We start from the raw sequence: 25,798 nt of genomic DNA, 5'->3' as shown, positions 1-25,798 counted from the left end.
TTAATATGAAGGATACAGGTGGTACCCCTCATATTGAAGGGAACTAAAAAGAGATAAAACCAATCTCTAAGAGATTACGGTTAAACACTACCTGAGCGTAAATGCCGCATCAAAAGCTGTTCTTATGGCAAATGCAACATTGGATGGTTTAAGCGCATCACCCACAACTATACACCGCTCAAAAGCTTCTGTCCAGGGCTGTGTTTCTTTGTTTTCTAAGCCAAGAGAAATAATGATATAATCGGCACTGATCTTTGTTCCACCTTCACCATCGGTTCTCTGAAGCTCAAGCTGTCTGTCATGAACAGCAATAAGCTTATGACCTGTAAGAAGCTCTATTTTACTGTTTTTCATCTTTTCAATCATAGCGACTTTTGAGATGTTACTTTCCTCAACAGCAATTTCTGGTAGCATTTCCACAACTGAAACGTCAATTCCTCTGCTTTCTAGTAACTCTGCTGTTTCACACCCGGTCATACCACCACCAACAACAACTGCCTTTGATCCGCTTTCTATCATATCGGGATTGTTGAGCACCTCAAGAGCGCTTACTACCCGCTCACTGTCTATGCCAGAAATGTCCTGAGGGATAATAGGCTTTCCTCCAACAGCAACAATTACCGCATACGGGTTATCACCCCGGACAAGATCAGGGGTAGCCTCGGTTCCGGTTCTTAAGGCTATCTCCATGCATTCTGTATTTCTGATGAGTGCATCTCTGTACTGACGGATCGGTTTTTTATCCGGGGGGGTGCAGCCGGGATTTAGTTCTCCCCCCATCTGCTGTTCCTGTTCGTAGACTATTGGGCGAAAGTGGCGATTTGCTAATACCCGGGCAGCTTCCATACCTGCCGGACCACCACCAATGATTGATACAACCCGCCCATTGCCGTCTTGTGGACTATGGTCGAATTCCAGTTCTCTTCCCGTACGAGCATCTACCGCGCATTGTATTCTTCTGGAGGAAAATATTGTGTCCGTACAGTGCATACAACCAATACAGGGGATAATTTCATCTTCTTTGCCCTCTGAAGCTTTATTGACCCATTGTGAATCACAGAGAAGGGCTCTTCCTACAGCTACAAAATCCGCTCTTTTACTTTCCAAAATATTTTCTGCAGTTGATGGCAGTTTTATAGCGCCCACAGTGATTACCGGAATCTTGACCACCTCTTTTACAGCCTCAGCAAGATACACCTTCCAGCCCTCATGGTACATAATGGGCTCAATTACAGTATGGAGACTTTCGTAGGTACCACAACTGACATGCAATGCATCTGCACCAGCACTCTCCAGTGCCTGGGCTATTTCTGTACCCTGCTTAAGATCGATTCCTCTTCCGGTAAACTCATCAGCACTGAATCTCACACACACCGGAAAATCGTTTCCACACCTCTGCTTAATGCCGGCAATTATTTCATTAACAAAGCGCATTCGGTTCTCAAAGTTCCCGCCGTATTCATCGGTGCGTCTGTTTGTATGAGGGCTTAGAAACTCACAGATAAGATAGCCGTGTGCACCATGGAGCTCTACTCCATCCAGACCAGCAGTTTGCGCCCTTTCTGCTGCTGAAACAAATTTTTCCACAAGACCCTTAACTTCTTCGGTTGAAAGCTCTCTGGGCTCCTCACCAACAGCAGCATTGGTTACGGTACTGGGGGCTACAATCTGTTTGCCGCCGGTGATTTGAGAGTTGGATTGGTTGCCGGCGTGATGAAGTTGCACAAAGACACGACTACCATATTTTTGGACAGCACCAGCCAGCCGGCTGAGTCCGGAGATAAAGCGATTATCATCAATGCGTGCCTGAGTGGCCACCGCTTTTCCAAGTTCAGGTTCTACACAGGCTACTTCCACAATGATTAATCCCGTGCCACCAGCTGCTCTCTCTTCATAGTACTTAATAAAGTGATCTGTAAGTTCTCCCCCCGGGCCGCAGAGAAGTGTGCCCATTGGTGCCATAACAACTTTGTTCTTCAACTTTAGTGAACCGATCTGTCCTGGTGACAGAAGTGTGGGGAAGTTTTGCACAGCAGTCCTCCTTTGTATCAGCGATTGTTTTGAAATTTTTCAAGTAGCTGTTACTAAAGCAAAATGAGAGCCAGAAAAGAATAGTGTTTTACCAAAGATGGAAGAATTTAAAGAGAACAATCTGTATGGTCTTGTGCACGGTTGCCTGTACTCAAATTCAGAAAAAAAAGCAGGCAGAAATATATCTGCCTGCAAAAAAAAACCTATACACCCCTCTGAGAACTTATGGCATAGTAGATAAATCGTACGCAGCTCCTGTAAGAGGAATCCTTCCAAGTGAATCATCACCAATTGTAATTTCGACCCAAAGATGGGGGTTGTCACTAAGAACAATTCCTAATTCATAGTCACTTCTTCCTTCTCCAAGTCTTGCTACAAGGTTTCCTCTGGTTACAATTATACCCTTTTCTTCAGAAGTAAGAAAGAACTCTTCATATCTCATGGCTCCTTCTTCAGGGTGGTTATAAAGTCTGATTACTACATCCAAAGTATCTGCACTGCTTTCACCAACTGGATTTCCTTCACTGTCGAATATTTTGGCACTGATACTTAATTTTTCTCTGTTTGGAACAGGTGGGATGTAATCAACAAAGTGGGCGGTAATTACCATATCACTTTCTACGATGATACTAATTGGATTTTGTGAGCCAGTAATATCACCACTCCAGCGTTCAAAGGCATAACCTGGAAGGGGAGTGGCTGTGATTAAAAGGCTATCACCTTCATTAACCAGTGCGGTGTCAGGAGTAACCGTTCCACCTTCTTCTGCAGTTATGATTACTTCATATACAGGTGTTTGAATAAAATGGGCAGTGGCGGTAATATCTGAATTCATTTGCACCATCACCGGATTCTCGGTAGATTCGATATCTCCACTCCATCTTTCAAATCTCCAACCGGGGTTGGGGACTGCTGTTATTCTAACAATCTCTCCTTCCATAAATTCACCAGAATCCGGTTCAGCAATACCGTCACCCTCAGATGTGATAGAGAGAGTGTAGGTAGGTATCTCTTCAAAATAGGCTTCTATTGTAATATCTGAAAGTATTACAATAGATACTACTGTATCCGTTCCGGTAGCATCACCATCCCAGTGTGAAAAACGATATCCGGGAGAGGCTGTTGCGGTGATCATTACAGTGTCACCTTCCGGGAATGAGCCTGAGTCTGGAGTGACAGTTCCATTTCCAAAAATATCTACTGTCAGCTGGTGAAAGTTCTGTACAAACCGTGCTTCAACTGATTTATCAGAATCCATAATTATAGTAACAGGGTTCTCATCACCGCTTATGTCTCCACTCCACCCATAAAAGAACCATCCAGCATCCGGGGTGGCAGTAAGTGTTACACTATCTCCATAGGAAAAGGTACCACTATCAGGAGTAACAGTTCCAGATCCTTCGGTTGTTACTGAAAGATCGAAAGTAAGTTCTTCAAAATTAGCTGTTATTGACTTGTTAGTGTCAATTATAACAGTTGCTGGATTTTCGTTTCCAGTTAGGTCTCCACTCCATCCAGTGAAAGCATTACCGGGTAAAGGGGTAGCTATAATGGTAACTGTATCCCCAAAAGGAAATCTGCCAGAGTCAGGATCTACAGTTCCAGAACCTTCTGTGTTAATGTAGAGGGAATATAGGTGTTCGCTGAAATACGCAGTAATGGTTTTATCTTCATCCATTAAAATAGTCGCTGGATTAATAAAGCCAGAAAGGTCGCCGTCCCAGGTTGAAAAGATCCATCCCTGAGCAGCCTGAGCATAGAGTGAAACGGTATCACCTTCATAAAAAGTTCCACTGTCTGCAATGACTTCACCCTCACCTACAATATTTATTGTTAGTGAATAGGTGGGCAATTGGATGAAATGAGCGGTAAGTTCGACATCAGAATCGATATTAAAGATAAGAGGGTTATCAGTTCCTGTCAGAGAACCGCTCCAATGTGAAAAGGTCCATCCTGGATCTGCTGTTGCGGTTACAGTAACAGTATCACCTTCGGAATATTGACCACTTGAAGGATCAACCGATCCCTGCCCCTCAGTTTCTACCGATAAGTTATACCCAGAAGATACATCTGTCCATGCTATACTGTTATAAGCATTATACCTGTTCCACTCTGCACTTTGTGCATAACCCACTCCTCCGGAAGGATGAGTATCATCAGTGATTTCACCTCTGTAAGTATCATTTACATAAAACCTGAAAGTGTTTCCTTCAATTTCGACTCTAAGATCGAATGTTGTACCCATGTCGATGTCATTTTGCGCGACAATAGTAGCGGTTTCAATACTCATTGAATTGCGGTTAAAAATCAAATGGTTGCTCCATCTATTACCTGGAAGTACAGCAACGTAGTAATAGGAGTTAACATCGGTCCATCTAAACACGACACCGGCTCTGTTACCATTCCATTGGTCGGCAGTCATGTTCACTTCGATTATCCCATCATCAGTACATTCGTAATCGTTAATTAGAAACCCTTCATTGGGGTTTGCATCTGCGGGTAAAGCGCTACCATCTGTTTCAGACCATGGTCGTTGCCCGTAAATCGTCCATCCATTTAGTTCACCATCACTGTGGTCATCGGAAAAACTATTACCAAACACATTAAAAAACAACCCAAAAAGGAGCAGAGAGAGTAACATTTTATCTTTCATAGAAAAATCCTTTTATAAATATTTAAAGGTGTTATATAGCTTATCTTAAAAACAGGTTAAATCTGTTGCCGCTGACTTTGCCGGAACTTACAGAACCAATATTTACTTCCTCCAATCTGAACTGAGACCCAACGAGCTCTGGTTCCGCTGAACTGCCAATTGCGGTAATGAATAATCCGTAATTGCTTGGAACAATTACGGTTAATTGCGCTTCATTACTAATAACAGTACCTGCAGAGTTAGAGACTATACACCTGAAGGTTGCACCATCATCGATTCTATCTACGTTAGGTACCATTAGAAATGCATCGTTAGCTCCATCGATATTTTCACCATCCTTTTGCCATTGATAGGAGAGGTCTGTACCTTGAGCAGATATCTCAAACCAGGCAGTATCATTCTCCTCAACTGTCAGGTCCTCAGGATGAGAGATGATCTGAGGTGGTTCAATTATATCTTCTGAAACTGTTAACGTGATTGGGACTATAATGGACGATTCATCTCCTGGTACATTATGATATACATTTAATTCGGTAGTGTATACAGAAGGGTCAAGGTCAGTGGCATTAAGTCTAAGAATTACTCTTGATGTATCACCAGCTTCAGTTTGGCCACTAAGCTGGGACACTGTAGCCCACTCAGGAATCAGTGAAATTTTGACTGCATGATTATTCTTCACATAAGGGGCGTTGTACACAATTTCTAAACCATCATTTCTTGCTTCATTCTGGATACCAACCGTTGCTCTGTTTAGAAATCCTGACATGTCTTTATACTGATATACAATATCACCATTTTTCAGTAGGATTACCTGAAATGTGTACACACCATTACCACCATACCGTGCACAATTCTCAAACTGAACGATTACAGAGTCTGAATTAGCTTGATAATAAATATTGCCCATAGCGCGTGGGTTGATGTCATCGAAAAATGGAGCAATCAGCCTTGCTGGATTATTGATTGAAGGTATGGGGTAGTTTACATATTGACCGCTTCCTGAACCAAAGGTAATAAATCCGTTTGAAGAAACAAATATTCTGTCATATTCTGTGCCATAAAACGGAAAACTGAAAGGTATAGTTTGGACTTGACTGCAATCATCACATCCGGAAACAGTTGTTAAACGTGTTCCGGTATTTTTTATCTCTCTCCAGTTATATACCGGCCCGCCGGGTTCATCAGAATCAATCCAGGTATATCCGAAAAGATCGGGCCCACCGGAGTTATTTGGTAGCGGATATCCCTCACGGAGGTCCTCTTCACCTTTATCAAACTTTATAAAGTGACTTGCGTCGTAAAAGTGGGTTGCTTGCGCGGTAGTATCACTTACTCCACTAATATACCAGTCAAGAACGGAGCCTCCATCGTTAACGATAAAAAGCGTGTCTTCAATAATTTGGCCAGGAGAAGCGTATCGTTCGAAGGCGTTTGGAAAAAGGGTCATCTCAGGAGGGAGTTCAGCAATACCCTGCAAAGTGAGAATTAACTCCGGGTTGTTGTCTGCATCGCTAAAGATATGTAAATATTCATAGAACACCCCTTCACTCTCAGGCGCAAATTGTACACTGAGCTCAATTGAACTAAATGCCGGTATTGTTAAGGGGAACGATTCATCAAAAGAGAAATATTCACTATCCATTACTATACTATCGATTTGGACAGAATTGTTACAATTATTAGTTAGATCAACATTCAGACTTGAATCCTGTCCAGTGTAAACTGTTCCAAACTGGAGAGTGTCTGTGCTTAGTGTGATACTTCTGCAGGGTTCAATATCCGCTATAACAGTAACCGTATCAAGTGGCTTAAGAGGATCATTCGTAGACATTACAATTTCACCTCTCCACTCGCCGGCAGCTAAACCATATGGATCAACGGTTACAGTGAAATCCTGATGTTCACCTGGTGAAACAGTGCCAGGCTCATCGGGTGCTACAGTTAGCCATGGTGAAACGGTAGCTTCTATAGCTTTTTGTGCATTGAGACGACCTCCGGTTATAGTTAATCCGTCAAGTGAAGCAATAGGGTCTACATTGTCTAAAAGAATATCTTTTACTTCCAGAGCGGTGAGAGAAGGATTATAGCTCCAGATCAGACCGGCAACACCCGATACATGCGGCGCAGCCATGGAGGTTCCTGATTTGTATCCATAACGGTTGTTTGGTTCTGTGCTGTAAATACTTACGCCTGGTGCTCCAAGATGCACGGTGTTTTGACCATAGTTAGAGAACGATGCCAAAGCATCATTGTGATTGGTAGCTGCAACGTTGATTATGTTTGGCAAATCATAACAAGCAGGATAGAATGGTGTAAAATCAGTATTTCTTCCATTATTTCCGGCAGCGGCAACAAACAGTCCACTTTGAGATATAGCATCTTTAAGTCCCTGGGAAAAGCCACCGCCTCCCCAACTGTTGGAGGTGATCTTTATGTCCATAGCTGTAGAATAATTTACGGCTTCAATGGCATCAGCTGTCGAACCACTACCACTATCATTGAGAAACTTCAGAGCAACAAGCTGAGCATTCCACATTACACCAGTCACACCGATACTGTTGTCTCCAACAGCAGCAATCGTACCTGCGCAATGTGTCCCATGACTCTGCCTATCCATGGGATCGCTTGTCCTGTAAGCAAAGTCGTAACCATGGATATCATCGATATATCCATTTCCATCATCGTCTTCGCCGTTAGGCGTTTCACCGGGATTTGTCCAGATATTATCGGCAAGATCGGGGTGCAAATAATCGATACCGGTGTCTATAACTCCAATCAGAACAGACCCATTTCCTGTATGCGTTTGCCATGCGGAAAGAGCGCTTATATCTGCTCCCGAAGTTCCCCCAGTCTGCCCTGTATTGTGCAGGCCATATAGTCTGTTAAATTCAGGATCGTTGGGTAGATTATCGATACTAACTATGTAGTCAGGTTCTGCGTAAGCCACATTTGCATCATTTTTTAGTATAGCTATTGCATCTAAAACAGCTTGGGGCGAGTCATCTTGTAGCTCATAAAGAAAAATTCTACGATCTTCGAGAATTTGCTGATTTGTTTTTGGATCTATAAAGGCAGTCAATTCTCTGACAGACTCAATATTCAATCTGTTCATAAGAATATTATCTGCAAAAGAACTTTTGCCACGATTAAACCCGACAATTATACGCCCAGGCATAAACTCGTTCTCGTAGTTTCTACTGTTATAAATCTTCTCTGAATTAATTTTTGGTAGAGATTGAACCGATTGAGAAAGTCTCAGCGGAGTAGAAATCTCTCTAATCTCAATAATATCATATGTGAGCTCCAGGCCACCGTTGTTGGATAAGGTGAACGTACGGTCAGCAGGGGCCATGTCTGGTGGTGAAAAAGAAAAATCAAGAGTACGAGGTGATATAATTGCCGATGGCGGATCAAGCGCTGTTCCTTCCAGAGAAATTATAATCTCCGGGTTGTCATCAGCATCACTTATGATTGTCATCGAACTTACATGATTTCCAACACTTGATGGAGAGTAAGTGATTGCAACATTTGTAGAACCATATGCAGGCACTAATATCGGAAATGATAGGTCTGTTCCGTAGTATTCGTTTTCAAATACTATTTCACTAACAGTTAAATCAGCATTGCACGTATTAGATAATTCAACAGTATCAGTTACTTCACTACCTGCTGCGATCTCTCCAAAACCAATAGAGTCTTTGTTTGCAGAGAGGCTTTTGCACTCTTGAACATCAAGGGTTACAAAGACTGTGTCTTCTGTTCTAAGAGGATCATTCGTTTCCATAAGAACTAAAGCGCTCCATTCACCAGCTACGAGACCTTGTGGGTCCAGGGTGGCAACAAACTCCTGTTCTTCATTAGGGTTAAGAACGCCCGGTTCCATTGATTCTACAGTGATCCAAGGTGCCGGTGTGGCCTCTATAGCTCTTTGTGCATTAAGACGTCCCCCGGTAATTGTCATACCTTGAAGTGACGGTATTGGATCCACATTGTCCAAAATGATCTGCTTAACTTCAAGAGCAGTAAGGGATGGGTTAAAACTCCAAATAAGTCCCGCTACACCTGCAACATGGGGAGTAGCCATAGATGTTCCGGAGTAGTGATCATAGGAGTTATTAGGTACTGTGCTTAAGATATCTACTCCGGGAGCACCAAGGTGAACTGAATTGGGTCCATAGCAGGAAAACCAGGCAAGGTTATCATTGTGATCTGTTGCAGCTACCGATATGATATTGTCCAGATTGTAACTTGCCGGATAAGAGGGAAAAATATCTTTATTTTCACTGGAATTACCAGCTGCTGCAATAAAAAGTCCGCCGGCTGCAATCGCATCCTTTAGCCCCTGGGAAAAGCCACCGCCACCCCAGCTGTTTGAAGTAATATCAATATCCATCATTGTGGCGTAATTCACTGCTTCAATTGCTCCTGAAGTCGATCCACCACCACCATCATTAAGGAATTTAAGAGCAACAAGCTGTGCATCCCACATTACTCCTACTACGCCGATGTTATTATCTCCTACAGCAGCAATCGTTCCGGCACAGTGTGTTCCGTGGCCATTTCGATCCATAGGATCACTTGTACCATAGGCAAAATCATATCCATGGATATCATCGATATACCCGTTTCCATCATCGTCCTCCCCATTTGGTGTTTCACCCGGATTGGTCCACATATTATCTGCAATATCGGGATGGAGATAATCGATACCTGTATCAATAACACCGATTAGAATACTTCCGTTTCCAACGTGCTTCTGCCAGGCACCAAGAGCGCTAATATCAGCATTTGGGGTTCCACCGGTCTGACCAGTATTGTGCATCGAGTAAAGTTGGTCGAACAGTTCATCGTTTGGAGTGCGATCAATGCTTACAATAAAATCTGGTTCAGCATATGCAACATTAGGATCTGTTTTAAGAATTGAAATTGCACGGTGAACTGAATCTTCTGTTTTGGTTTTCAGCTCTACAAGCAGTATACGTCGACCAACAGGAACTCTTTGAGACGTTTGTTGGTTGCGAAATACAGTAAGATCTCTGACATTAGTTGCATCAATGCTGCTTAGGATTGAGCTGTTTGAAAAATTATCAGCTTGTTCCTTCAATCCAACAATCACCCTGCCAGGGACAAAAGGATTCTTGTAGTTACTTTCGCAGTAAATCTTATCATGTTTAATTGTTGGAGGTTGGGGAGAAGATTTTAAACTCATAAGTGGTGTGGAGGTTTCCACTATACTTTTCACCGCGAAGGTAAGTGGAGCGGCACCTGAATTTGATAACACAAAGGTCCGGTCAACCGGCGCAGAGTTTGGCAGCGATGAAGCATACAACTCTCTGGGCTCTATGGATGCAACGGGAGGCTCAGTACCTATACCGGAAAGAGAAACAGCTATGTAGGGATTATCTTCTGCATTGCTGTATATTTCTAATGTCCCCTCATTGTTTATCGGGTTTTCAGGTGAAAAGATTGCCATAAATTGTACGGTTCCAAATGCCGGAACGGTTGATGGCTGTGACGAAACCGAGAATATTTCGTTATTTGTAACAATTGAATCAATTGCGGTTGTTTCGTCCCCTGCGTTAGTTAATGTAAAAAGAGCTGTGTCACTGCCTCCAGCCCACGTACTTTCAAATTGGTGACTTAGAGGGGAAACCGATAAACCTCTAAATCCCTGAGCATACAAAGTACAAGGAATTATAAATGGATTTTCTTTCAAAGAGGAGTTATGGTTAATTTCTAATGCACCATAATAATGGTCCCCATATACTTCCTGTGCGTTAAATTCTAAGAGTAATGAATATGATTCTCCCGGATCAAGAGTAATTGTTTGATTTGCAACACTTAGCCACTTAGGAGTTGATCTTATCTCAATGGCGAAATTTTCTTTTAAATAGGAAGTATTATATGCAATAGTCAAACCATCATCTTGTGTGGCGTTTTGGATACCTACAGTGTTTGATAATAACGTGCCACTGAGATTGTTATAGTAATAAGTTATTACGCCGTTATTATCGAGCTTCAACTGGAAGGTATAGGTACCAGGTCCTGACCATCTGCCCACATTGTTATATTGGACGATTACATAATTACCAAAATCCTGAAAGTAGATATCACCACTCCATCCAGGATAAAGATCTTCGTATAAAGGGGCAATAAGGTTGGGTGGAGCCATTGTACTGGGTAAAGGATAGTTTACAAATATATTGCTACCGGATCCCAAAGTAATATATCCGTTTGAACCTACGTAAATTTCATCATAACTATTTTCATAGAAAGGAAATGTGAATGAAATAGATTGCATCTGTGAGCAATCAAGGCACTCTGAAACAATATCGAGCCTCTGACCAGTTGCGCTTATATCATTCCACTGATAAACCGGACCACCGGTTTCGTCAGAGTCCATCCATCTGTAGCCAAACAGGTCAGGACCACCCTTGCCAGCTGTTACGGGTATCCCCTTACGGGTATCTGTGCTACCTCTTTCGAGACTTTTAAAGTGGTAATCGCCGTAAACATGGTTTGTAACGCTACTACCTGATTCCATCTCCTCTACCGCAAATGGAGTAAAGGTTAGCAATGAATCACCCGTATTGGTGACTAACAGGTTAACTGTATCAGTTTCACCAACAGGTAGAGTGACATTCAAAGAAGTTGGGTCAACTGAGAAATCAACTCTGTCTGAAAAAGCAGCCTTGTTATCCTTAGCTGTGTCAAAAGTAGTAAATGCAGTAACCTGAAAAAACAGCAAAACCAGTAGTTTAGCCGCAACCAAAAGAAGTAATCTGTTAGTTCGTTTCATATCTCCTCCAATTAGCCGACTAATTACCAGCTATTTCATGTGGACGGTTGTAAGTTATTACATAAGGTGATGAGGTTATTGGTGATCGTGATAATGTATCTCCATCAATAGTCAGTTCAAGCCAGGGGTTTTCAGCAGAGCTAAGCACTGTTTTTAGTGCTCCTGTTGTATCACTGATACCGATTTGAACGGTGAAAATACCATTGTATACTGTTATACCCTGAGATTCTTCTGTTAAAAATGATTCAACATAACCAGGTTCCGTCCCGTCATCTTCATCATAGATTTTCACGACTACATCCAGCGAAACACTATCATTTTCTCCTATAAGTTCACCTTCAGAATCGGTAAGTTCTCCCGAAATGGTTAATCCCGGTTGAGCTAAGGATGGAAGAAATAATAAGAAGATAAATACAACACCAGTAAAGAATGAAGCTTTCATGCTAATTCCCCTTTATTTGGTTTAGCAGGTTGTATGATATAGTAATCACAAACACACTTTTATATGAAAAGAATGTATATACACAGAAAAAGGTAAAAAAAATACCTTTACGATTTTGAGGGATTTTTTACAATGTATTCAAAATAGTAACCAGCATTATCCCTTTTGTTTAATAAAAAATGATTCTAACCCTCATTGCTGTCAATAGGTAAAAACGAAAAAAAAAAGAAAAAAAATATAGTTGCGCTTTTAAGTGCGCTAATATTATACTATAAAGTTTTTTTCAAAAATTCCGATATTCAAAGTTTCTGCCTATTTCTGGACAGCGTACCTATTGATTTATAGCTGTATGTTGGTATCTGTTAAACTTATTATATAAGAAAGTCTCGGTTCTCTTTATACTGTTCTATATTAACCTGCTTTTCAATGAATGTATTTAGATATGGTTTCACCAAAAAACATTAAAGAAATACAAAGTAATACAATCATTTATTACTTTCTGTTATTTGATTATATTATAATCTGGTTTTATTTCACCATAATCACTTTAGGCGCCCGGTAAAACTCATCTACGGAGTCAATAATGATTAAATCTGATTTCTGTTTGATTACTGCTGTTTTAATGATACTTGCTGGTATGTTCTGTAGATCACCTACTCATCCATTAGAAAAAGTAACGGTAAATTTTCTTATAGATGAAGAACTGCAGGTATTCGAAGGGAGATACCTTTTCTTTTGACCTGAAGATCTCAGGGGCTAAGCATGGTAAGGAGATTAGAATCGATTACGGTGATTCGAGACCGGATACTGTGTTTAGTGAATTAAAATTTGAAAACTGGGTTGATACCCTGAATGTAGAGATGAGATATGATACCGTCGGATGAAGTGAGACGCTTTTTTTGGATGGTTTTTGGTGATGCTAATGAAGAAATTACGAGCAGCACATTATGGATTGATTCAGTTACAATAATCTATGATGACCATGAATAGTTTAAGTGGTGTTCAGTGTATTCACTTGAACGCCCATTCAATCATGTTTAATAATGCAGACTTGCAGGGTTGTTGTTTTAAGAGTGCTATTTTCGTGTTTTCTGACCGATGTTTAATTTTCTGTTTTCCAACTACATCTCAAGCCTGAAACTCATACTTTCTTTTTCTGAAAACACGTACTCACTGTCAAATACCTTCACTTTAATCGGGTTTCCCCACCCTTTTTCAAAGGCGATATTCATACACTCGTGGTTTAGTGTGATGTAGATCCAGTGGCTTCTGTACCGAAGTTTCAGTTTTATCTCTTTTAAGTTGGAAGGTAACTGGGGTGCAAAGTGAAGGACATCCTCTCTGGCTTCAAGACCGGTATAACAGCGCTGAATCATATCAACAGTTCCACTCATCGCGCCCAGATGAATCCCCTCAGGAGTTGTTCCGCCCTGTATGTCTTCTATATCTGACATAAGTGCTTTTTTAAAGATATTCCAGGATCGTTCCCGGTCAGAACGGGAGATTACCCATGAGAATACATGGCGGCTTAATGTTGAGCCATGAGAGGTGCGATGGCGGTAATATTCGATATTGTCCTCGATCATTGAGTGCTCAAAAGAATACCCAAGATGGCTAAACAGCTCCTCTATCTCCTCGCCTGAGAAAAGATAGAAAAGCATCAATACATCAGCCTGTTTGCTTGCCTTGTAATTGTTAACAGAATCTCCCTCTTTTTCAAGTATTCTATCGAGTCGAATATCTTCTCCATATTTATTTACATATTGCTCCCAGTCCAGCTCTTTAAGATCGTTATAACCTTCAAATTGATCGATTATGCTGTTGGTGAAAGGAATGTACATATTTGTACTGATATTATACCATCTTTCCAATTCTGAGTTATCTATTCTTAACCTTGTGAGAAGTTCTTCTTTTCGTGCATCATCCAGCAAATTAAGTATATCGATTGCACGAAGTATTACCCAGGCTGCCATGACGTTTGTATAAGCATTGTTGTTGATGCCTGGTTTTTCTGACGCAGGATAGCGCGTATGATACTCATCGGGACCTATAACGCCATGGATTTCAAACCGTTGCCTTTCGGGATTATAATGGGCTACTGAAGACCAGAACAGAGCAATTTCGAATATTATCTCAGCTCCGAAAAAGTAGAGAAATTCTTTGTCATCGGTGGTTTGAAAGTATTGCCATATACTGTAAACAATCGCAGAGTTTACATGGCGCTGAAGGTAGGTTTCATCCGGGATCCACCTTCCCGATACCGGGTTCAGGTGAATTCTTTGACTCTCCTCTCTACCATTACTTCCACTTTGCCAGGGATACATTGCTCCTCTGTAGCCCGCCTCTTTTGCGGCTAACCGTGCCCTGTCAAGCCTTCGATGGCGGTACAAAAGAAACTCACTGGTTAAAAGCGGGTTTCTGAAATTGAGAAACGGAAACGTGAACAGTTCATCCCAGAGAATATGTCCTCTGTACGCTTCACCATGAAGCCCCCTGGGGGGGATTCCTACATCAAGGTCATAGGTATGGGGTGAAGCTGTTTGAAGGATATGGAAAATATGGAGCCGAATCACTTTTTGGCTTTCATCGCCATCCCTGATTTCTACATCAAAGGTATCCCACAACTCACGCCAGGCTCTTTGGTGGGAGCTTAGTAATTCTCTAAAATCTCCGGCACGCTCCAGGTGCTCTGTAGCCTCAAGTATCGGTTCGCTTATCCCTACATCCCGTGATGTATACAGCGCGACCACCTTCTCTGCATAACTTGGTGTATCCTGCTTACAATCAAATGTAAGTTCTTCGGCAATGTAGCTGTTTTCATTGACCACTCTTCGTTTACAATCAATGGGTGAGCCATCAGGATGGTACAATCTATTTCTTGCTGCTTGTGCCATGCGAATGCGTGATTGGCAGGTCTGTACTTCCAGATAGATTGAACCTGTTCTGGTGCAACCGTAGGAAAGGGTTTCCAGATGATTGTTATTGAGGCTTTTATAGCGCTCAACACCTTCATTTTTTACCCTACCATCAAGGGCGCTGTGAACAGTTATTTTGCCGGACCAGTTGGTTGGGGTAATGGTCCACTGAATCGCGGCCAAATGTGGAGAACCCATATGAACCAAACGGTGGGTTACCAGAATAGTTTCTTTTCCGTTGTGGTCTTTGAAACGAATAGTGCACTGAAGCATTCCCCGATACGTATCCAGCACCTGGTGATAGGAAACAATATCAACATCATCGAGGCTAAACCACTCCTGATCATCAATTTTAAAGCTCATATAGAGCCAGTTTGGCCAGTTTACGAAGTCTTCACTTTCTATTAGTTCGCCTGCAACTCGTGATTTTAAGCGGTTATAGCCACCCGCAAGATAGGTGCCCGGGTAATGATTGTTTTGAGCATGGCATGTTTCGTTTGCCCCTCTGGTTGCAAAATAGCCATTTCCCAGTGTACAAAGTGCCTCTCTGAGTGGTTCTTCTGATGACTTATAACCATCGTAAACGATTGAAAAATGTTCATCCTTCATGCACCTCTCCCTACATTTTCTGTTGCTGTCTGCGTTCCAGGCGTTGCTTTTACCGAATTTTACCTAGAGAATGAAAGCAAAAAGAGGGCCAACGTAGAAAAAGTGATGGTGATTTGAAACTGTATGGTAAAGATTAAGCCGTTAGGGCAGAATCAACAGCTTAAAAATGATGTATAGCTCCTTATCTGTACCACCTGGAGCTACACTCTTTGCAGCGCATGATAATTACTCCACAATAGAAAATTCTTTGTATCATGCTAATTTTCTCTACAGTGGTAACATTGCCAGACTTACAGGCCGGGCATTGTGTTGAGAGAAGGTGCTGCTGCTCACTGTGCCTGAGTTTCATCTCTTGAGAAAAATTGGAGAGCGCTGCCTGAGCATTACTGACCTCTCCTGGATCGATAAGTACTTTGAAATTGGTGATACCGCCCAGTATTCTTGGTAACCCCTGGCGCTTAACGATCGATTCGATACCTTCATTACTGAGGTATTCTTTTAAAAGATACGCTTCATCACTGTCCAGGTATCTCATTAATGGTTTAGATAACATTCCTGCTCAAACCCTCTTTTCAAAAAAATTGTGATAATATAAAATCAGTACGCTCGCAGAGCTAATATCGTAACCTCAAAATACAAAAAGCAGAATTAATACCGGGTACTTTAATTATAAATGATAAAACCGATGAAGTTAAACGTTTAAACCTGCTCTGCTAGCCATTACACGGTAGTGTTTATATTGTTATTTGAACTCTCCTCATAGTAGTTTTAATATTTGTATGCTATTTTTAGGTGTATAAAGTAGCTACATAGGGTAAGAGTGGGGCTAATGTCCCTTTAAAAAATGAAACTGTGATTGTATGTATAGCTGCAATGATTATAAAGCGCAGGAGAATGTTAAGTTGTTTCAAAAAAGTGTAAAAGCTGCGCTGTTAATGCTGCTTTTTTCTATCTCACTTCTTGCACACCCTCACCTTTTTATCGATGTTTCTGCACGTTTTGTCATTAATGATTCGGGGCTTGATGGGATCCAGGTCCTTTGGGAAATCGATGATATGAACAGTGCTATGATGGTCGAGCATTATGACAGAAACAGTGACGGGGTTTTTGATGAAAGTGAGCGTGCAGAAATCGAGAAAGTATTCAATAATCTCTCGATGTATAATTACTATACCACCGTTGAGGTTGATGGCAGGGGGTACGATTTTGGCAGGGTAGAGAACTTTGTGCCATCCATAACTCATCAATCAAGAATCCAATACGCTTTTTTTATCCCCGTTTCGGTTTCCTTTGATGTTAAAGAATCAAAGGAGATCACGATAACATTCAGTGATCCCGAGATCTATACCGCTTTTTTTCTGGACAAAAATCTCATTCAGGCAACAAGTGATGAATCCTTTAGTACTGATTTGTCCTTCAGAACACGAAATTTTGCCGAAACTATCGTTCTTGAAATCTTTAGGAGTGCAGATTGAAATACCTGATCATTTTGATTGTAATGTTCTTTTTTAGTATGTCTTTTGCTCAGAGTAATCCGTTTTTACCTACCTCTCCGGCACAGGAGAGAACAGAGGACAGTACCGAAAAAGAGGTATCAACAACCACTTCCGTATCAGGAAATCTTACCTCACGTATCCCCTTTATGAATACAATACTCCGTTTACAGCATTCGCTTAACAGGACAATCTCCGGTAGATTGAGAAGTATTGATGAAGGGAATACGCTGTTTTCTGTTGCTGTAATCGTGTTACTTGCGTTTGTATACGGTGTGATTCATAGTCTTGGTCCCGGGCATGCAAAACTACTCATTTCTACCCATACACTTACACAACCCGATTCTCTGCTTAGCTCATGGTTTGCCGGAGCACTTTTTGCACTTGTGCATACAAGCTCTGCTATACTTCTTTTTCTTTTGGTACGAGTTTTTCTTCTTGATACCTCTGCAACCGGTGACAACTCTTCACAGGTTATGATGAGAATGAGCGGAGTAATGATAATGGTCGTAGGAGCAATTTTGCTTCTTGCCCCGGTGCTGAAAAAACTACCATTAAAGAAAATACCTTTTCCCTATGAGAAATTTACATCTTTACCGGCGCTTTCATTCTCTGCAGGTATTGTCCCCTGTCCCGGCGCTTTTTTGATACTTATCTTTTCTAATACCCTTGGGATGCTTCACTGGGGAATTGTGTCTGTAGTTTCCCTCTCCGTTGGTATGGCTATTACTGTAAGTGTCATCGGTACAGCCGGAGTGGTAGTCAGAAGGAAACTTCAGATTCATGGAAAAGGCAAGATGATTCCGAAGCTGTTTTCCGGCGTTCGGTATGCTGGTGCTGTTATTATAATTTTATTAGGCTTTGTAATGGCGATTTAGTGTGACGAAAAGATTGCTTATCCTCAAAGTCTGTGAGTTTACTTTTCCATCTGTGCTTACGCGTTACCATTCTTCACGTCCATTGTATGATCACCAGTCGAATATAAGTCAATAGGGTACTTTAATGAGCGACCATGGCTTAATGCTTTCTTTATATCATGCATGAATTCATTGAATCAAAAATGAAACTCAAGACGTCTGCGGGACAGCAGTCATTAAATTATTGAGTTTTTTAGCGGCTGACAGTATCTTTTTTGGGCACCTTTTGAGTGAGCTCTTTTTTCGGAACTATGGGATTGTAATAATCGAAAAAAAAGTTTGTACTCATAGAGATGTTTTCAGTTTTTTCTCCTCTTCAGGGTCATAAATTAAATTATTAGTTTTATAGTCTGATACGTTCTTAACAATAAGGTGATAGCGATCTAATGGGTATTTGTGCGAATAAAGACTACAACCTCACCAAAACTCATCCCGAAGTGATTTATCAGTGGGACTATGAGCGCAACGGAGACCTTAAACCTGAACATCTAACTCCCGGTTCAGATAAAAAGGCGTTTTTCAAATGTGAAAAAGGACATAGCTGGAAGACATCGATTAAAGTTCGTACCCGGGGAAGAGGGTGTCCCTACTGTTTAGGAAGTAGAATCACTGGTAAAGAGTCGCTTAAGGGAAAGTATCCCCAACTGGCTAAAGAGTGGGACAAAGTAAAAAACGGCACGCTTTCACCTGCAGAGGTTGCCCCCGGATCGCATAAAGCTGTGTGGTGGAGGTGTAAAAAGGGACATTCCTGGAAAACGGTAGTGAAAAGCCGTGCGCTTTCAGGCACAGGGTGCCCCTATTGCAGCGGGCGAAAATTTTCTCCTGAAAACTCATTGTGGAGAAATAACCGTGCCCTTGCGCTTCAGTGGCACCCCATAAAAAATGGTACACTTCGTCCCAAAGACATTTCGGTGAAATCGGAAAGGAAAGTGTGGTGGAGGTGTAAAAAGGGGCATGAGTGGCGTGCCGCGGTGGGGCCAAGAAACAGAGGTAACGGTTGCCCCTATTGCGCGGGAAGAGCTGTAGGTAAGGAGAATAGTCTTGCAACCATGCATCCGGAGCTTGCCCTTCAGTGGCATAAAACCAAAAACGGTAAACTTACCCCTCATGATGTAACCCCTGGTTCAAACACAAGAGTATGGTGGAAGTGCAGCAAAAAGCACTCCTGGCAAACGGACATAGTTACCAGGGTAAAAGCGGGAACCGGATGTCCCTATTGTGCAAATCACCTTCCTTCGGCTCAGAACAACCTTCAAAAAGTAAACCCGAAACTGGCATCCCAGTGGCATCCTGAAAAAAATGGTGATTTGACACCTCGTAATACAGTTGCTCGTTACACCAAAAAAGTGTGGTGGAGGTGCAGTAAGGGCCATGAATGGATGGCCTCGCCGTATAAGCGTATGAGCGGACGTGGTTGTCCGTACTGCTCGCATACTTTGATTACCGCGGAAACAAGTTTTGCTGCGGTGAATCCCGAACAAAGTGCGTTCTGGCACCCCAAAAAAAACGGCTCCCTTAAGCCAACCGATGTTTTCCCCTGGAGTACAAAAAAGGTGTGGTGGCTCTGTATGAGAGGCCATGAATGGAAAGCAATGGTTTCGAGTCTTAATGGTGGATCTTGCTGCCCCTACTGTAGCGGAAGAATCCCTTTGCCCAAAAAGTCTCTGGCTGTCACTCACCCCTATCTTGCCAAACAGTGGCACTCTGAGAAAAATGGCTCACTGACACCTGAGGATGTTACCGAGCTTTCCACCTACGTGGTCTGGTGGAAAAGGGGAAAAAGGGTATGGAGAGAGGTGATAAAGCATCGGGCAAGACGGGAAATTCGTTAGTTCATGATTTGTGGAAAAAAAAGCAAAAAAACGTTTACCTGACTAAGGTGGATTATATATATTGAATAAAGCTGGTACTTGACCATAACTTAGAGATGGGGTTTTTCCAATGATGAATAGCTCTCGGGGATCAAACATAAAAGGAGTGTGCTCTTATGATGGCTGCACGTGTGACTGATATGACCGCCCACGCGGGGACTATTACCGGGCCGGGTTGCCCAAATGTACTAATAGGAAAAGTGCCTGCCGCCCGAATGGGCGATATGCACATGTGTCCTATGGTCACCCCGGGGGTGCCCCCTGTACCTCATGTAGGAGGACCTATCGTTGGGGGATGCCCCACTGTACTTATCGGAAAACTTCCCGCGGCTAGACAAGGGGATATGTGTGTGTGTGTGGGACCACCGTCATCGATCGTTTTAGGATGCCCAACAGTACTTATCGGCTCCGGTGGTGGAGGCGGCGGGGGTGGGGGAGGTGCATCAGCAGCCTCTGCAAACACTGCCCAGGCATTAAAGGAGGGCAAAATAAAGCCGGTTGAGGGGACAGAAACGTTCCCCGTTGAGATTCAGGCAGCACTTTCTGAGATGAATAAGTACTGCGCCCCCGAAGAGGTGCAGCAGAAAATTAAAGAGATAGGCGAAGCTCTGGCTGCTGCAGGGGAGCAGCAAAAAAAGGAACCGCTCACTATAAAGGACATCGTTGAGGTTTTAAAAGAGGTTGAGAAAGAAGAGGGATACGAGGCAGCCAGCCACTTTGCGTCCCATTTGGATTACGGTAAACTCACCGATATGGCAAAAGCGTTTGTTTCGGGTGAAAACAGTGATCCTGACAACGACCCTAACCGCATGCCTACCCGCTTTATGCTGCTTTATGGCATGGATGATTCCCAGATCAAGGAGATCGATGATCATCCCGACCGCTTTGAGGGCGAAGAACACAAGATCAATGTAAAAAACCTGAGAAGGGGGTTGAGGCTCCTGGGGTATGATGTGGAGGAGGAGGGCTCCTATGATAATGAGGTGATGCAGGCTCATTTCCAGTTTCTGGCTTCGGCGATGAATGGTGCACCGTATCCGTATGATGAGTTGGAGGAGGATGATGATGAGGAGGAGGATGATGATGAGGAGGATGATGATGAGGAGGAGAGAGCAGATTCTGAAAAGCGCATTCTAAAAATTGAACTTGGTATAGAACCGAATAATTCAGATGTCCACAATGACAATTTCATTCTTTACAGTACTGACAAAGAGAGGTCTTTTAAGCAGATAAAAAGCGTTAAAGATTATTTGGATAGAGATAAAAGATCCATTGAGATGATTTTTACGGGATTAGACGAGCGGTTACGTTATTCGCTGAAAATTGAATCAGGGACGGATGAAAGGACGGAATATGTTTTTAGAAACCGTCCTTGTGGAGAGTGGGTATGAGTATGACGGAAAATTGCTATGAAATTGTAAATAGTTCTGCGAATTGCATAAAGCTTGAGCTTAAAAGCAGCAAGGTGATGTTAACTAAAGAACAGATTAACGAAATCAAAAAATATGGATTTAATGATCCGGAAGATAACTGTTTCACACTTGCCAGAGATGCAGCCCTTGCTGCTGTTGTAATTGCCGACAGTAATGCTGTCTTACTCGATAAAAATCATGGCATTGGTGGAGTTTGGGAAGAATTTCCAGAGATACCTCAAGATCAAAGTGACATTACTGTACAACCTGATATTGCATTGAATATTTTAAATTATATTAAATCAACTTTGGACAACGGGTATCCAGTTCTGGTTGGAGTAAATGTTGGAGTCGCATCAGAAATAAATGATGGTGTTACAGATCACTTTTTGGTCATGATTGGATATGAAAAAAATAATATGGGTGAAATAGTTAGATTTTTTGGCTTAGATAACGCCTCATCAACGGTTCCTAAAGTAGAATTTCAGGTTGATGATAATTCAAAAATGTACAAACCCATCCTACGTGGTCAAGACAGAACAGGTGTAAGATATATTGACAGTCAATTATATGTGGTTACACAGGTTCGTGTGTGGAAGCAAATCAAACCTATGACAAACAAGGGAGTTTGGGGGAGATGGTGAAAAGGAATTCTTTGATTATTGTGTTTTTGATTACATTTTTCTTATATGCAGGAAATCCTGTTATCAAGAACGGAAATTTCTATTTTGAAAAAGGCAGCTATACTGAGGCACTCTATTTCTATAATGAATATCTCCAAGATTATCCTGATGATGCAGGGGCGATTTTTAAAAAGGGGAAGTGTCTATTTTTTCAGGAACAGTATAAAAGTGCTCTGGACACTTTTTATCTGGCCTCAAGGCTAAATACAAATCAGAACGAATTAACAGGAATAGATTACTATATTGCAAAGAGTTTATTTGAATCTGGCGAAATAGATAAACAAATCATGTTAATAATTGATAATTCTAAGGATACCATTTTAGCTGAAAGTCACTATCTTGTGGCGAAGGTTATGGATCGCTATTTTTTCGCGGATACAAAAAAAAATAAATACGCCTATGATGATGAAACCATAATTGAAAATTATAAAAAAGTTCTGGAGATTTTCCCATTACACGAAGGGGCTAAAAAAAGAATACAGGAAATCGTAAAGGGAAAAAGACAACCTGAATAGCAGGCCTTTATGGCATAGGGAGAAAAAAAGATGAAACAATACACTGTCAAAGACGGAGAGGATCTGGGCAGCATCGCACGCAAGTTCTGGCTCGCTTCCTGGAAATACCTCTACGAAATCAACAAAGACATCATTGGCGACAATCCCGATCTTCTGAAACCCGGAACAAAACTCAAAATTCCCCAGTGGAACGACACCCAGGGGGATGAAAAGATAGAGGCAAAGGGAGGAAAGGTAAGAGAGTATGTGAACGGGTTGCGGTATGCATATGTGTGGGTGCCGTTCAGTATGAGTTTGATGGATAGGAAGGGGCGTCCTCTGCAGGAAAACACTGATGCCTACAAATTTACTGTTTTGGAAACATCACAGCAGGAAAGCAGAACTATCTACGAAAAAGTCTTTTCAAAGTGTGATGAAATCGGGGCGCTTGTTCCGTTTGCACATAATTATGAAACGAGAGTGGAACTTAATAAAGAGTGACTGAGATATGAGTTGTACCAATAGTTGTACTACCAAAAGAGTTGCATGCAGACGGTATCTGGATTCTGAAGAGTGTCCGGTGAAACAGGCTCTGATTTGCAGAAGAAAGTATATGGATGCTTTGGCTGCTCAGGATGAATTTCTTGAATCCCCTTATTGCGGTGTAATGGTCGCAACTTATCTTGAGAATGCGAATTTCGTTAAAGATGTATGCCAGAAAATCATCAAAGATGGTGGAGAGATAAAGGAAAAAGATATTGCAGACAGGCTTCTTTACGAAACCATGTTGTCCTGTCCTTCTAACCCTGCACCTTCGGGCTTGGATGGCTCAAAATTATTTCAGGATATTGAACGTTTTGAGGAATTTCAGAAAGGTTTGAGAGATGACGTTGAAAGTGCGGCTGCAGAGTTGGTGAGTATATTGCGCTCAAATGAATTTCAACAGGATCTGATTGAAAACCACAGCGATTGTGATGGGGAATTTGATTTCCTAACCTCTAATGAGATCGCGGAATACTATCCTGATATTGCTCCCGAAGATCGTGCGGAGGTAAAAATACGCACTATTGATCATTACTGTGCAACTCTTACTGATTATCTTGCTGTTTCAGAAACAGGAAATGAATTTCTCGGTGATTTGCTTGATAACAACAAGCTTCGTGACCTTCCTGCATTTGGAACGGTGTGGGGCCTGATGACCAGTGGTAAATCGGCGATAGAGAAGAATAGTGCTACAGCAAAAATTGTTTACAATGCCTTCGGGAGGTTTTTGCAGAATGTCGTCCCCCGGGTCGATTATGAAATCAAGCAAATGCTGCAAAATAACATGGCAAATTCGGTGAATGCGGTGTTTCAGCGCGGGGCAGTAAAGAATATACTGGATTTTCTGGATGAAAAGTTCGGTGGTATTCGGGTTTCAAGCTGGATCAGAGAGAGAACTGGCTCATTCGTTCAGACCATTAATGCTAACATGGAAAGCAGGACCAGGGATTTCGTAGCCTGGGATAATCTGCAAAGCGCTCTGGCAGAAAAAGCGTATGGAGATTTTAGTGATCTGACTAGTGACACTAGTTTTACAGAGGCTGCAGAAGTGCATGGGCATATTAAAACACTGGATAGTGCACCTGTTGGACTTGCGCTGGATGCATTTTCTCTTTTCATATCCTGTGTAACAATTGCTACAAATGCGAAAAAAATGGATCCAAAGGATTTACTATCCGGGCTGAATGGTCTGTTAGGGCTTCTTAAGAGCACAGCTGAAACGTTTGCTGCTTCATGCTCTCTGAAAGCATTGAGAACTTCCGGAAACGAAGCCCTCAAGTTCAGTAAAGCGTTTAAGTTGTTTAAAGGTACGGCAAGGGTATTTGGTGTTGCAGCTGCAATTGTAACGACCGTTATAAGTGTATTAGAGTTTAATGAGGCGTACAGACGCAATGACCGTCAGATGATGGGAATTCACGCTGCACAGATCGGTGTTGGGATCGCTTCCGTATTCGCTTTGGTTTTCAGCCTTACTGTTATCACCGGTATTTTGATTATTGTGGGGATTATTCTAGCTGTACTGGCGATATTTTTATACACACCTCCCATACTGAATTATCTGGAATCTCTCTTCTGGAGCAGGACATACCTGGATCGCTCACCTGAAAAGAGAGTTCCGATTGCAGAGACGACCAACGAGTTTTTTAGGACCATGTTTACGCTGGATGTGCAGTATGAGGAGCGATATGACGATAAGGATCATAACCAGATAAAGGTCATTAGCGGTGTGATTGAAACTGGTACGTCAATATTTATTGGAGTGGAAAGGATCGTACCTGAAGAATTCCATAGTACACCTGAACACGTTAGAGAACGAGAGAATAAAGTTCAATTTATTGCAGGTGAATCTAATGTCAACGGAAAAGGTTCTGTCCACTTTGTCTCAAATTCGCTTAATGACAACCATGTATTCATCAGAAAACTGCAGGAGATATGGCCATTTCTTGAAGGCGTAAAAGATATTGTAAATATTCGGGTGGGGATTGACCCCTATGCGACAGTTAATGACGATTGGAAAACATTCGCACTTTTTAAGATGTTGGAAAATGAGGAGGTAGATTTCAGACAGAGCCCGGTTTTAAGGAGTTTCGACAGCCTGAAGCTTGAGAGGTTTTTTAGCCCGTACGCACGAGGATCCGGTTATACTCTTATAAATAACAGACTGCAGTTCAATTTCAGCAGACAGAGTACAGTCAGCATCAATGTTTTTACCAGATATGCAAATGAGCTACATTTAAGAGTTCAGATGTTTAGGATGGGTCTTGTTAGGAGCACGCCATGTGCCGCGGTTATTGCAAAGGTGGATGAACATGGTACCAACGGACGAACTATTGTAAATTATACGCTTGAACCTCCTGATGGCAGACACTACGATGCAGATTTTAAAATTTCACTTATGCGTGGCAGAGAAGAGGTACACTCTACTACCTATCCCCGAATACGAGTAACCCGGGATGGATAATTCAAATCATGAAAGGAACCTTATGAAGAACATACTACTGTTTACTCTGCTTATAATTATTATTACAGGCTGCGGCTCCCGAAAAGAGGAAGAGGCTCCACAACCGGTTGAACCCATAGAGTATTCACCTTCATCTCCCCCTGAGGATATGGTCTATATACCGGGTGGGGTGTTCATGATGGGGCTTGATGGTTTTGCTGGAAATTTTTATAAACAGACCAGCCCGAGACACCCTGTGAGTGTCTCACCTTTCTACATATCTGAACATACAGTTATAATACGTAATTTTACTCTGACTGTAAATCCTAATGCAAGTTTTGATAGGATAAGGGACGTACATCTTACACCTGAGCGGACTTCCTTTTATGATGCAGTAATGTTCTGTAATTTCATAAGCAGGCGTGATGGTCTTGAAGAGGTGTATGAGATCAAAAGCAATGAAAATGGAACCATCACCAATATTTTTACTCACATT

Annotated in this window: 17 protein-coding genes; 11 read left to right on the top strand and 6 right to left on the bottom strand. The window is 42.0% G+C overall.

Annotated features, from left to right (window positions below):
* Positions 1 to 87: 87 nt before the first annotated feature.
* The 4 genes from QA601_07260 to QA601_07245 all read right to left on the bottom strand — a co-directional run bounded on the left by QA601_07260 (position 88) and on the right by QA601_07245 (position 11,925).
* The gene (locus tag QA601_07260) at positions 88 to 2,031 is read right to left on the bottom strand and encodes an FAD-dependent oxidoreductase (GenBank protein ID MDG5814868.1); all 1,944 of its coding nucleotides are present in this window, start codon (positions 2,029 to 2,031) and stop codon (positions 88 to 90) included.
* A gap of 223 nt (positions 2,032 to 2,254) precedes the next feature.
* Entirely contained in the window at positions 2,255 to 4,684 is a 2,430-nt protein-coding gene (locus QA601_07255) for a hypothetical protein (GenBank protein ID MDG5814867.1), read from the bottom strand.
* 40 nt (positions 4,685 to 4,724) lie between these two features.
* Positions 4,725 to 11,483, bottom strand: a complete 6,759-nt coding sequence (locus QA601_07250; protein ID MDG5814866.1) for a S8 family serine peptidase — start codon at positions 11,481 to 11,483, stop codon at positions 4,725 to 4,727.
* 19 nt (positions 11,484 to 11,502) lie between these two features.
* Positions 11,503 to 11,925: a hypothetical protein gene (locus QA601_07245; protein MDG5814865.1), complete on the bottom strand. Its 423-nt coding sequence runs from the start codon at positions 11,923 to 11,925 to the stop codon at positions 11,503 to 11,505.
* A 695-nt stretch (positions 11,926 to 12,620) separates the two neighbouring features.
* Between QA601_07245 and QA601_07240 the strand changes: the two genes are divergently transcribed.
* Positions 12,621 to 12,809 carry a hypothetical protein gene (locus QA601_07240; GenBank protein ID MDG5814864.1) on the top strand — a complete coding sequence of 63 codons (189 nt, stop codon included), beginning with the start codon at positions 12,621 to 12,623 and terminating at the stop codon, positions 12,807 to 12,809.
* Positions 12,793 to 12,915, top strand: a complete 123-nt coding sequence (locus QA601_07235) for a hypothetical protein (protein ID MDG5814863.1) — start codon at positions 12,793 to 12,795, stop codon at positions 12,913 to 12,915. The genes QA601_07240 and QA601_07235 overlap by 17 nt, the downstream gene beginning before the upstream one ends.
* A gap of 131 nt (positions 12,916 to 13,046) precedes the next feature.
* Here QA601_07235 and QA601_07230 read toward each other — a convergent pair whose 3' ends face one another.
* Positions 13,047 to 15,449, bottom strand: coding sequence for a glycosyl hydrolase family 65 protein (locus QA601_07230; protein MDG5814862.1), 2,403 nt, complete (start codon positions 15,447 to 15,449; stop codon positions 13,047 to 13,049).
* Between the two features lie 181 nt (positions 15,450 to 15,630).
* Complete coding sequence (locus QA601_07225; protein MDG5814861.1) at positions 15,631 to 16,002, bottom strand: hypothetical protein; 372 nt, start codon at positions 16,000 to 16,002, stop codon at positions 15,631 to 15,633.
* Positions 16,003 to 16,351: 349 nt separating this feature from the next.
* Between QA601_07225 and QA601_07220 the strand changes: the two genes are divergently transcribed.
* From QA601_07220 to QA601_07180, 9 genes are all read left to right on the top strand, one after another.
* Positions 16,352 to 16,924 (top strand): DUF1007 family protein, encoded by a 573-nt coding sequence (locus QA601_07220; protein ID MDG5814860.1) that lies wholly within the window; start codon positions 16,352 to 16,354, stop codon positions 16,922 to 16,924.
* Positions 16,921 to 17,820: a hypothetical protein gene (locus tag QA601_07215; protein ID MDG5814859.1), complete on the top strand. Its 900-nt coding sequence runs from the start codon at positions 16,921 to 16,923 to the stop codon at positions 17,818 to 17,820. The genes QA601_07220 and QA601_07215 overlap by 4 nt, the downstream gene beginning before the upstream one ends.
* A 425-nt stretch (positions 17,821 to 18,245) precedes the next feature.
* Positions 18,246 to 19,691: a zinc-ribbon domain-containing protein gene (locus tag QA601_07210; GenBank protein ID MDG5814858.1), complete on the top strand. Its 1,446-nt coding sequence runs from the start codon at positions 18,246 to 18,248 to the stop codon at positions 19,689 to 19,691.
* A 155-nt stretch (positions 19,692 to 19,846) separates the two neighbouring features.
* Positions 19,847 to 21,121 carry a PAAR domain-containing protein gene (locus tag QA601_07205; protein ID MDG5814857.1) on the top strand — a complete coding sequence of 425 codons (1,275 nt, stop codon included), beginning with the start codon at positions 19,847 to 19,849 and terminating at the stop codon, positions 21,119 to 21,121.
* Positions 21,118 to 21,786: a hypothetical protein gene (locus QA601_07200; protein MDG5814856.1), complete on the top strand. Its 669-nt coding sequence runs from the start codon at positions 21,118 to 21,120 to the stop codon at positions 21,784 to 21,786. Before QA601_07205 ends, QA601_07200 begins: the two co-directional genes overlap by 4 nt.
* A complete protein-coding gene (locus QA601_07195; protein ID MDG5814855.1) occupies positions 21,735 to 22,340 on the top strand; it encodes a hypothetical protein in 606 nt (201 codons plus the stop codon). The genes QA601_07200 and QA601_07195 overlap by 52 nt, the downstream gene beginning before the upstream one ends.
* A 30-nt stretch (positions 22,341 to 22,370) precedes the next feature.
* Positions 22,371 to 22,820, top strand: a complete 450-nt coding sequence (locus QA601_07190) for a LysM domain-containing protein (GenBank protein ID MDG5814854.1) — start codon at positions 22,371 to 22,373, stop codon at positions 22,818 to 22,820.
* A gap of 7 nt (positions 22,821 to 22,827) precedes the next feature.
* Positions 22,828 to 25,323, top strand: a complete 2,496-nt coding sequence (locus QA601_07185; GenBank protein ID MDG5814853.1) for a hypothetical protein — start codon at positions 22,828 to 22,830, stop codon at positions 25,321 to 25,323.
* Positions 25,324 to 25,345: 22 nt separating this feature from the next.
* A partial coding sequence (locus QA601_07180; protein MDG5814852.1) for an SUMF1/EgtB/PvdO family nonheme iron enzyme occupies positions 25,346 to 25,798 on the top strand: 453 nt, incomplete at its 3' end.

The sequence above is a fragment of the Chitinispirillales bacterium ANBcel5 genome (assembly GCA_029688955.1).
Classification (GTDB): Bacteria; Fibrobacterota; Chitinivibrionia; order Chitinivibrionales; family Chitinispirillaceae; genus Cellulosispirillum; species Cellulosispirillum alkaliphilum.
This window is presented reverse-complemented; position numbering and strand designations above follow the sequence as displayed.

Coding starts and splice junctions, on each gene's coding strand:
- QA601_07255 (MDG5814867.1), bottom strand. CDS start 4,684: ATGAAAGATAAAATGTTACTCTCTCTGCTCCTTTTTGGGTTGTTTTTT.
- QA601_07250 (MDG5814866.1), bottom strand. CDS start 11,483: ATGAAACGAACTAACAGATTACTTCTTTTGGTTGCGGCTAAACTACTG.
- QA601_07245 (MDG5814865.1), bottom strand. CDS start 11,925: ATGAAAGCTTCATTCTTTACTGGTGTTGTATTTATCTTCTTATTATTT.
- QA601_07240 (MDG5814864.1), top strand. CDS start 12,621: ATGAAGAACTGCAGGTATTCGAAGGGAGATACCTTTTCTTTTGACCTG.
- QA601_07235 (MDG5814863.1), top strand. CDS start 12,793: ATGATACCGTCGGATGAAGTGAGACGCTTTTTTTGGATGGTTTTTGGT.
- QA601_07230 (MDG5814862.1), bottom strand. CDS start 15,449: ATGAAGGATGAACATTTTTCAATCGTTTACGATGGTTATAAGTCATCA.
- QA601_07225 (MDG5814861.1), bottom strand. CDS start 16,002: ATGTTATCTAAACCATTAATGAGATACCTGGACAGTGATGAAGCGTAT.
- QA601_07210 (MDG5814858.1), top strand. CDS start 18,246: ATGGGTATTTGTGCGAATAAAGACTACAACCTCACCAAAACTCATCCC.
- QA601_07205 (MDG5814857.1), top strand. CDS start 19,847: ATGATGGCTGCACGTGTGACTGATATGACCGCCCACGCGGGGACTATT.
- QA601_07200 (MDG5814856.1), top strand. CDS start 21,118: ATGAGTATGACGGAAAATTGCTATGAAATTGTAAATAGTTCTGCGAAT.
- QA601_07190 (MDG5814854.1), top strand. CDS start 22,371: ATGAAACAATACACTGTCAAAGACGGAGAGGATCTGGGCAGCATCGCA.
- QA601_07185 (MDG5814853.1), top strand. CDS start 22,828: ATGAGTTGTACCAATAGTTGTACTACCAAAAGAGTTGCATGCAGACGG.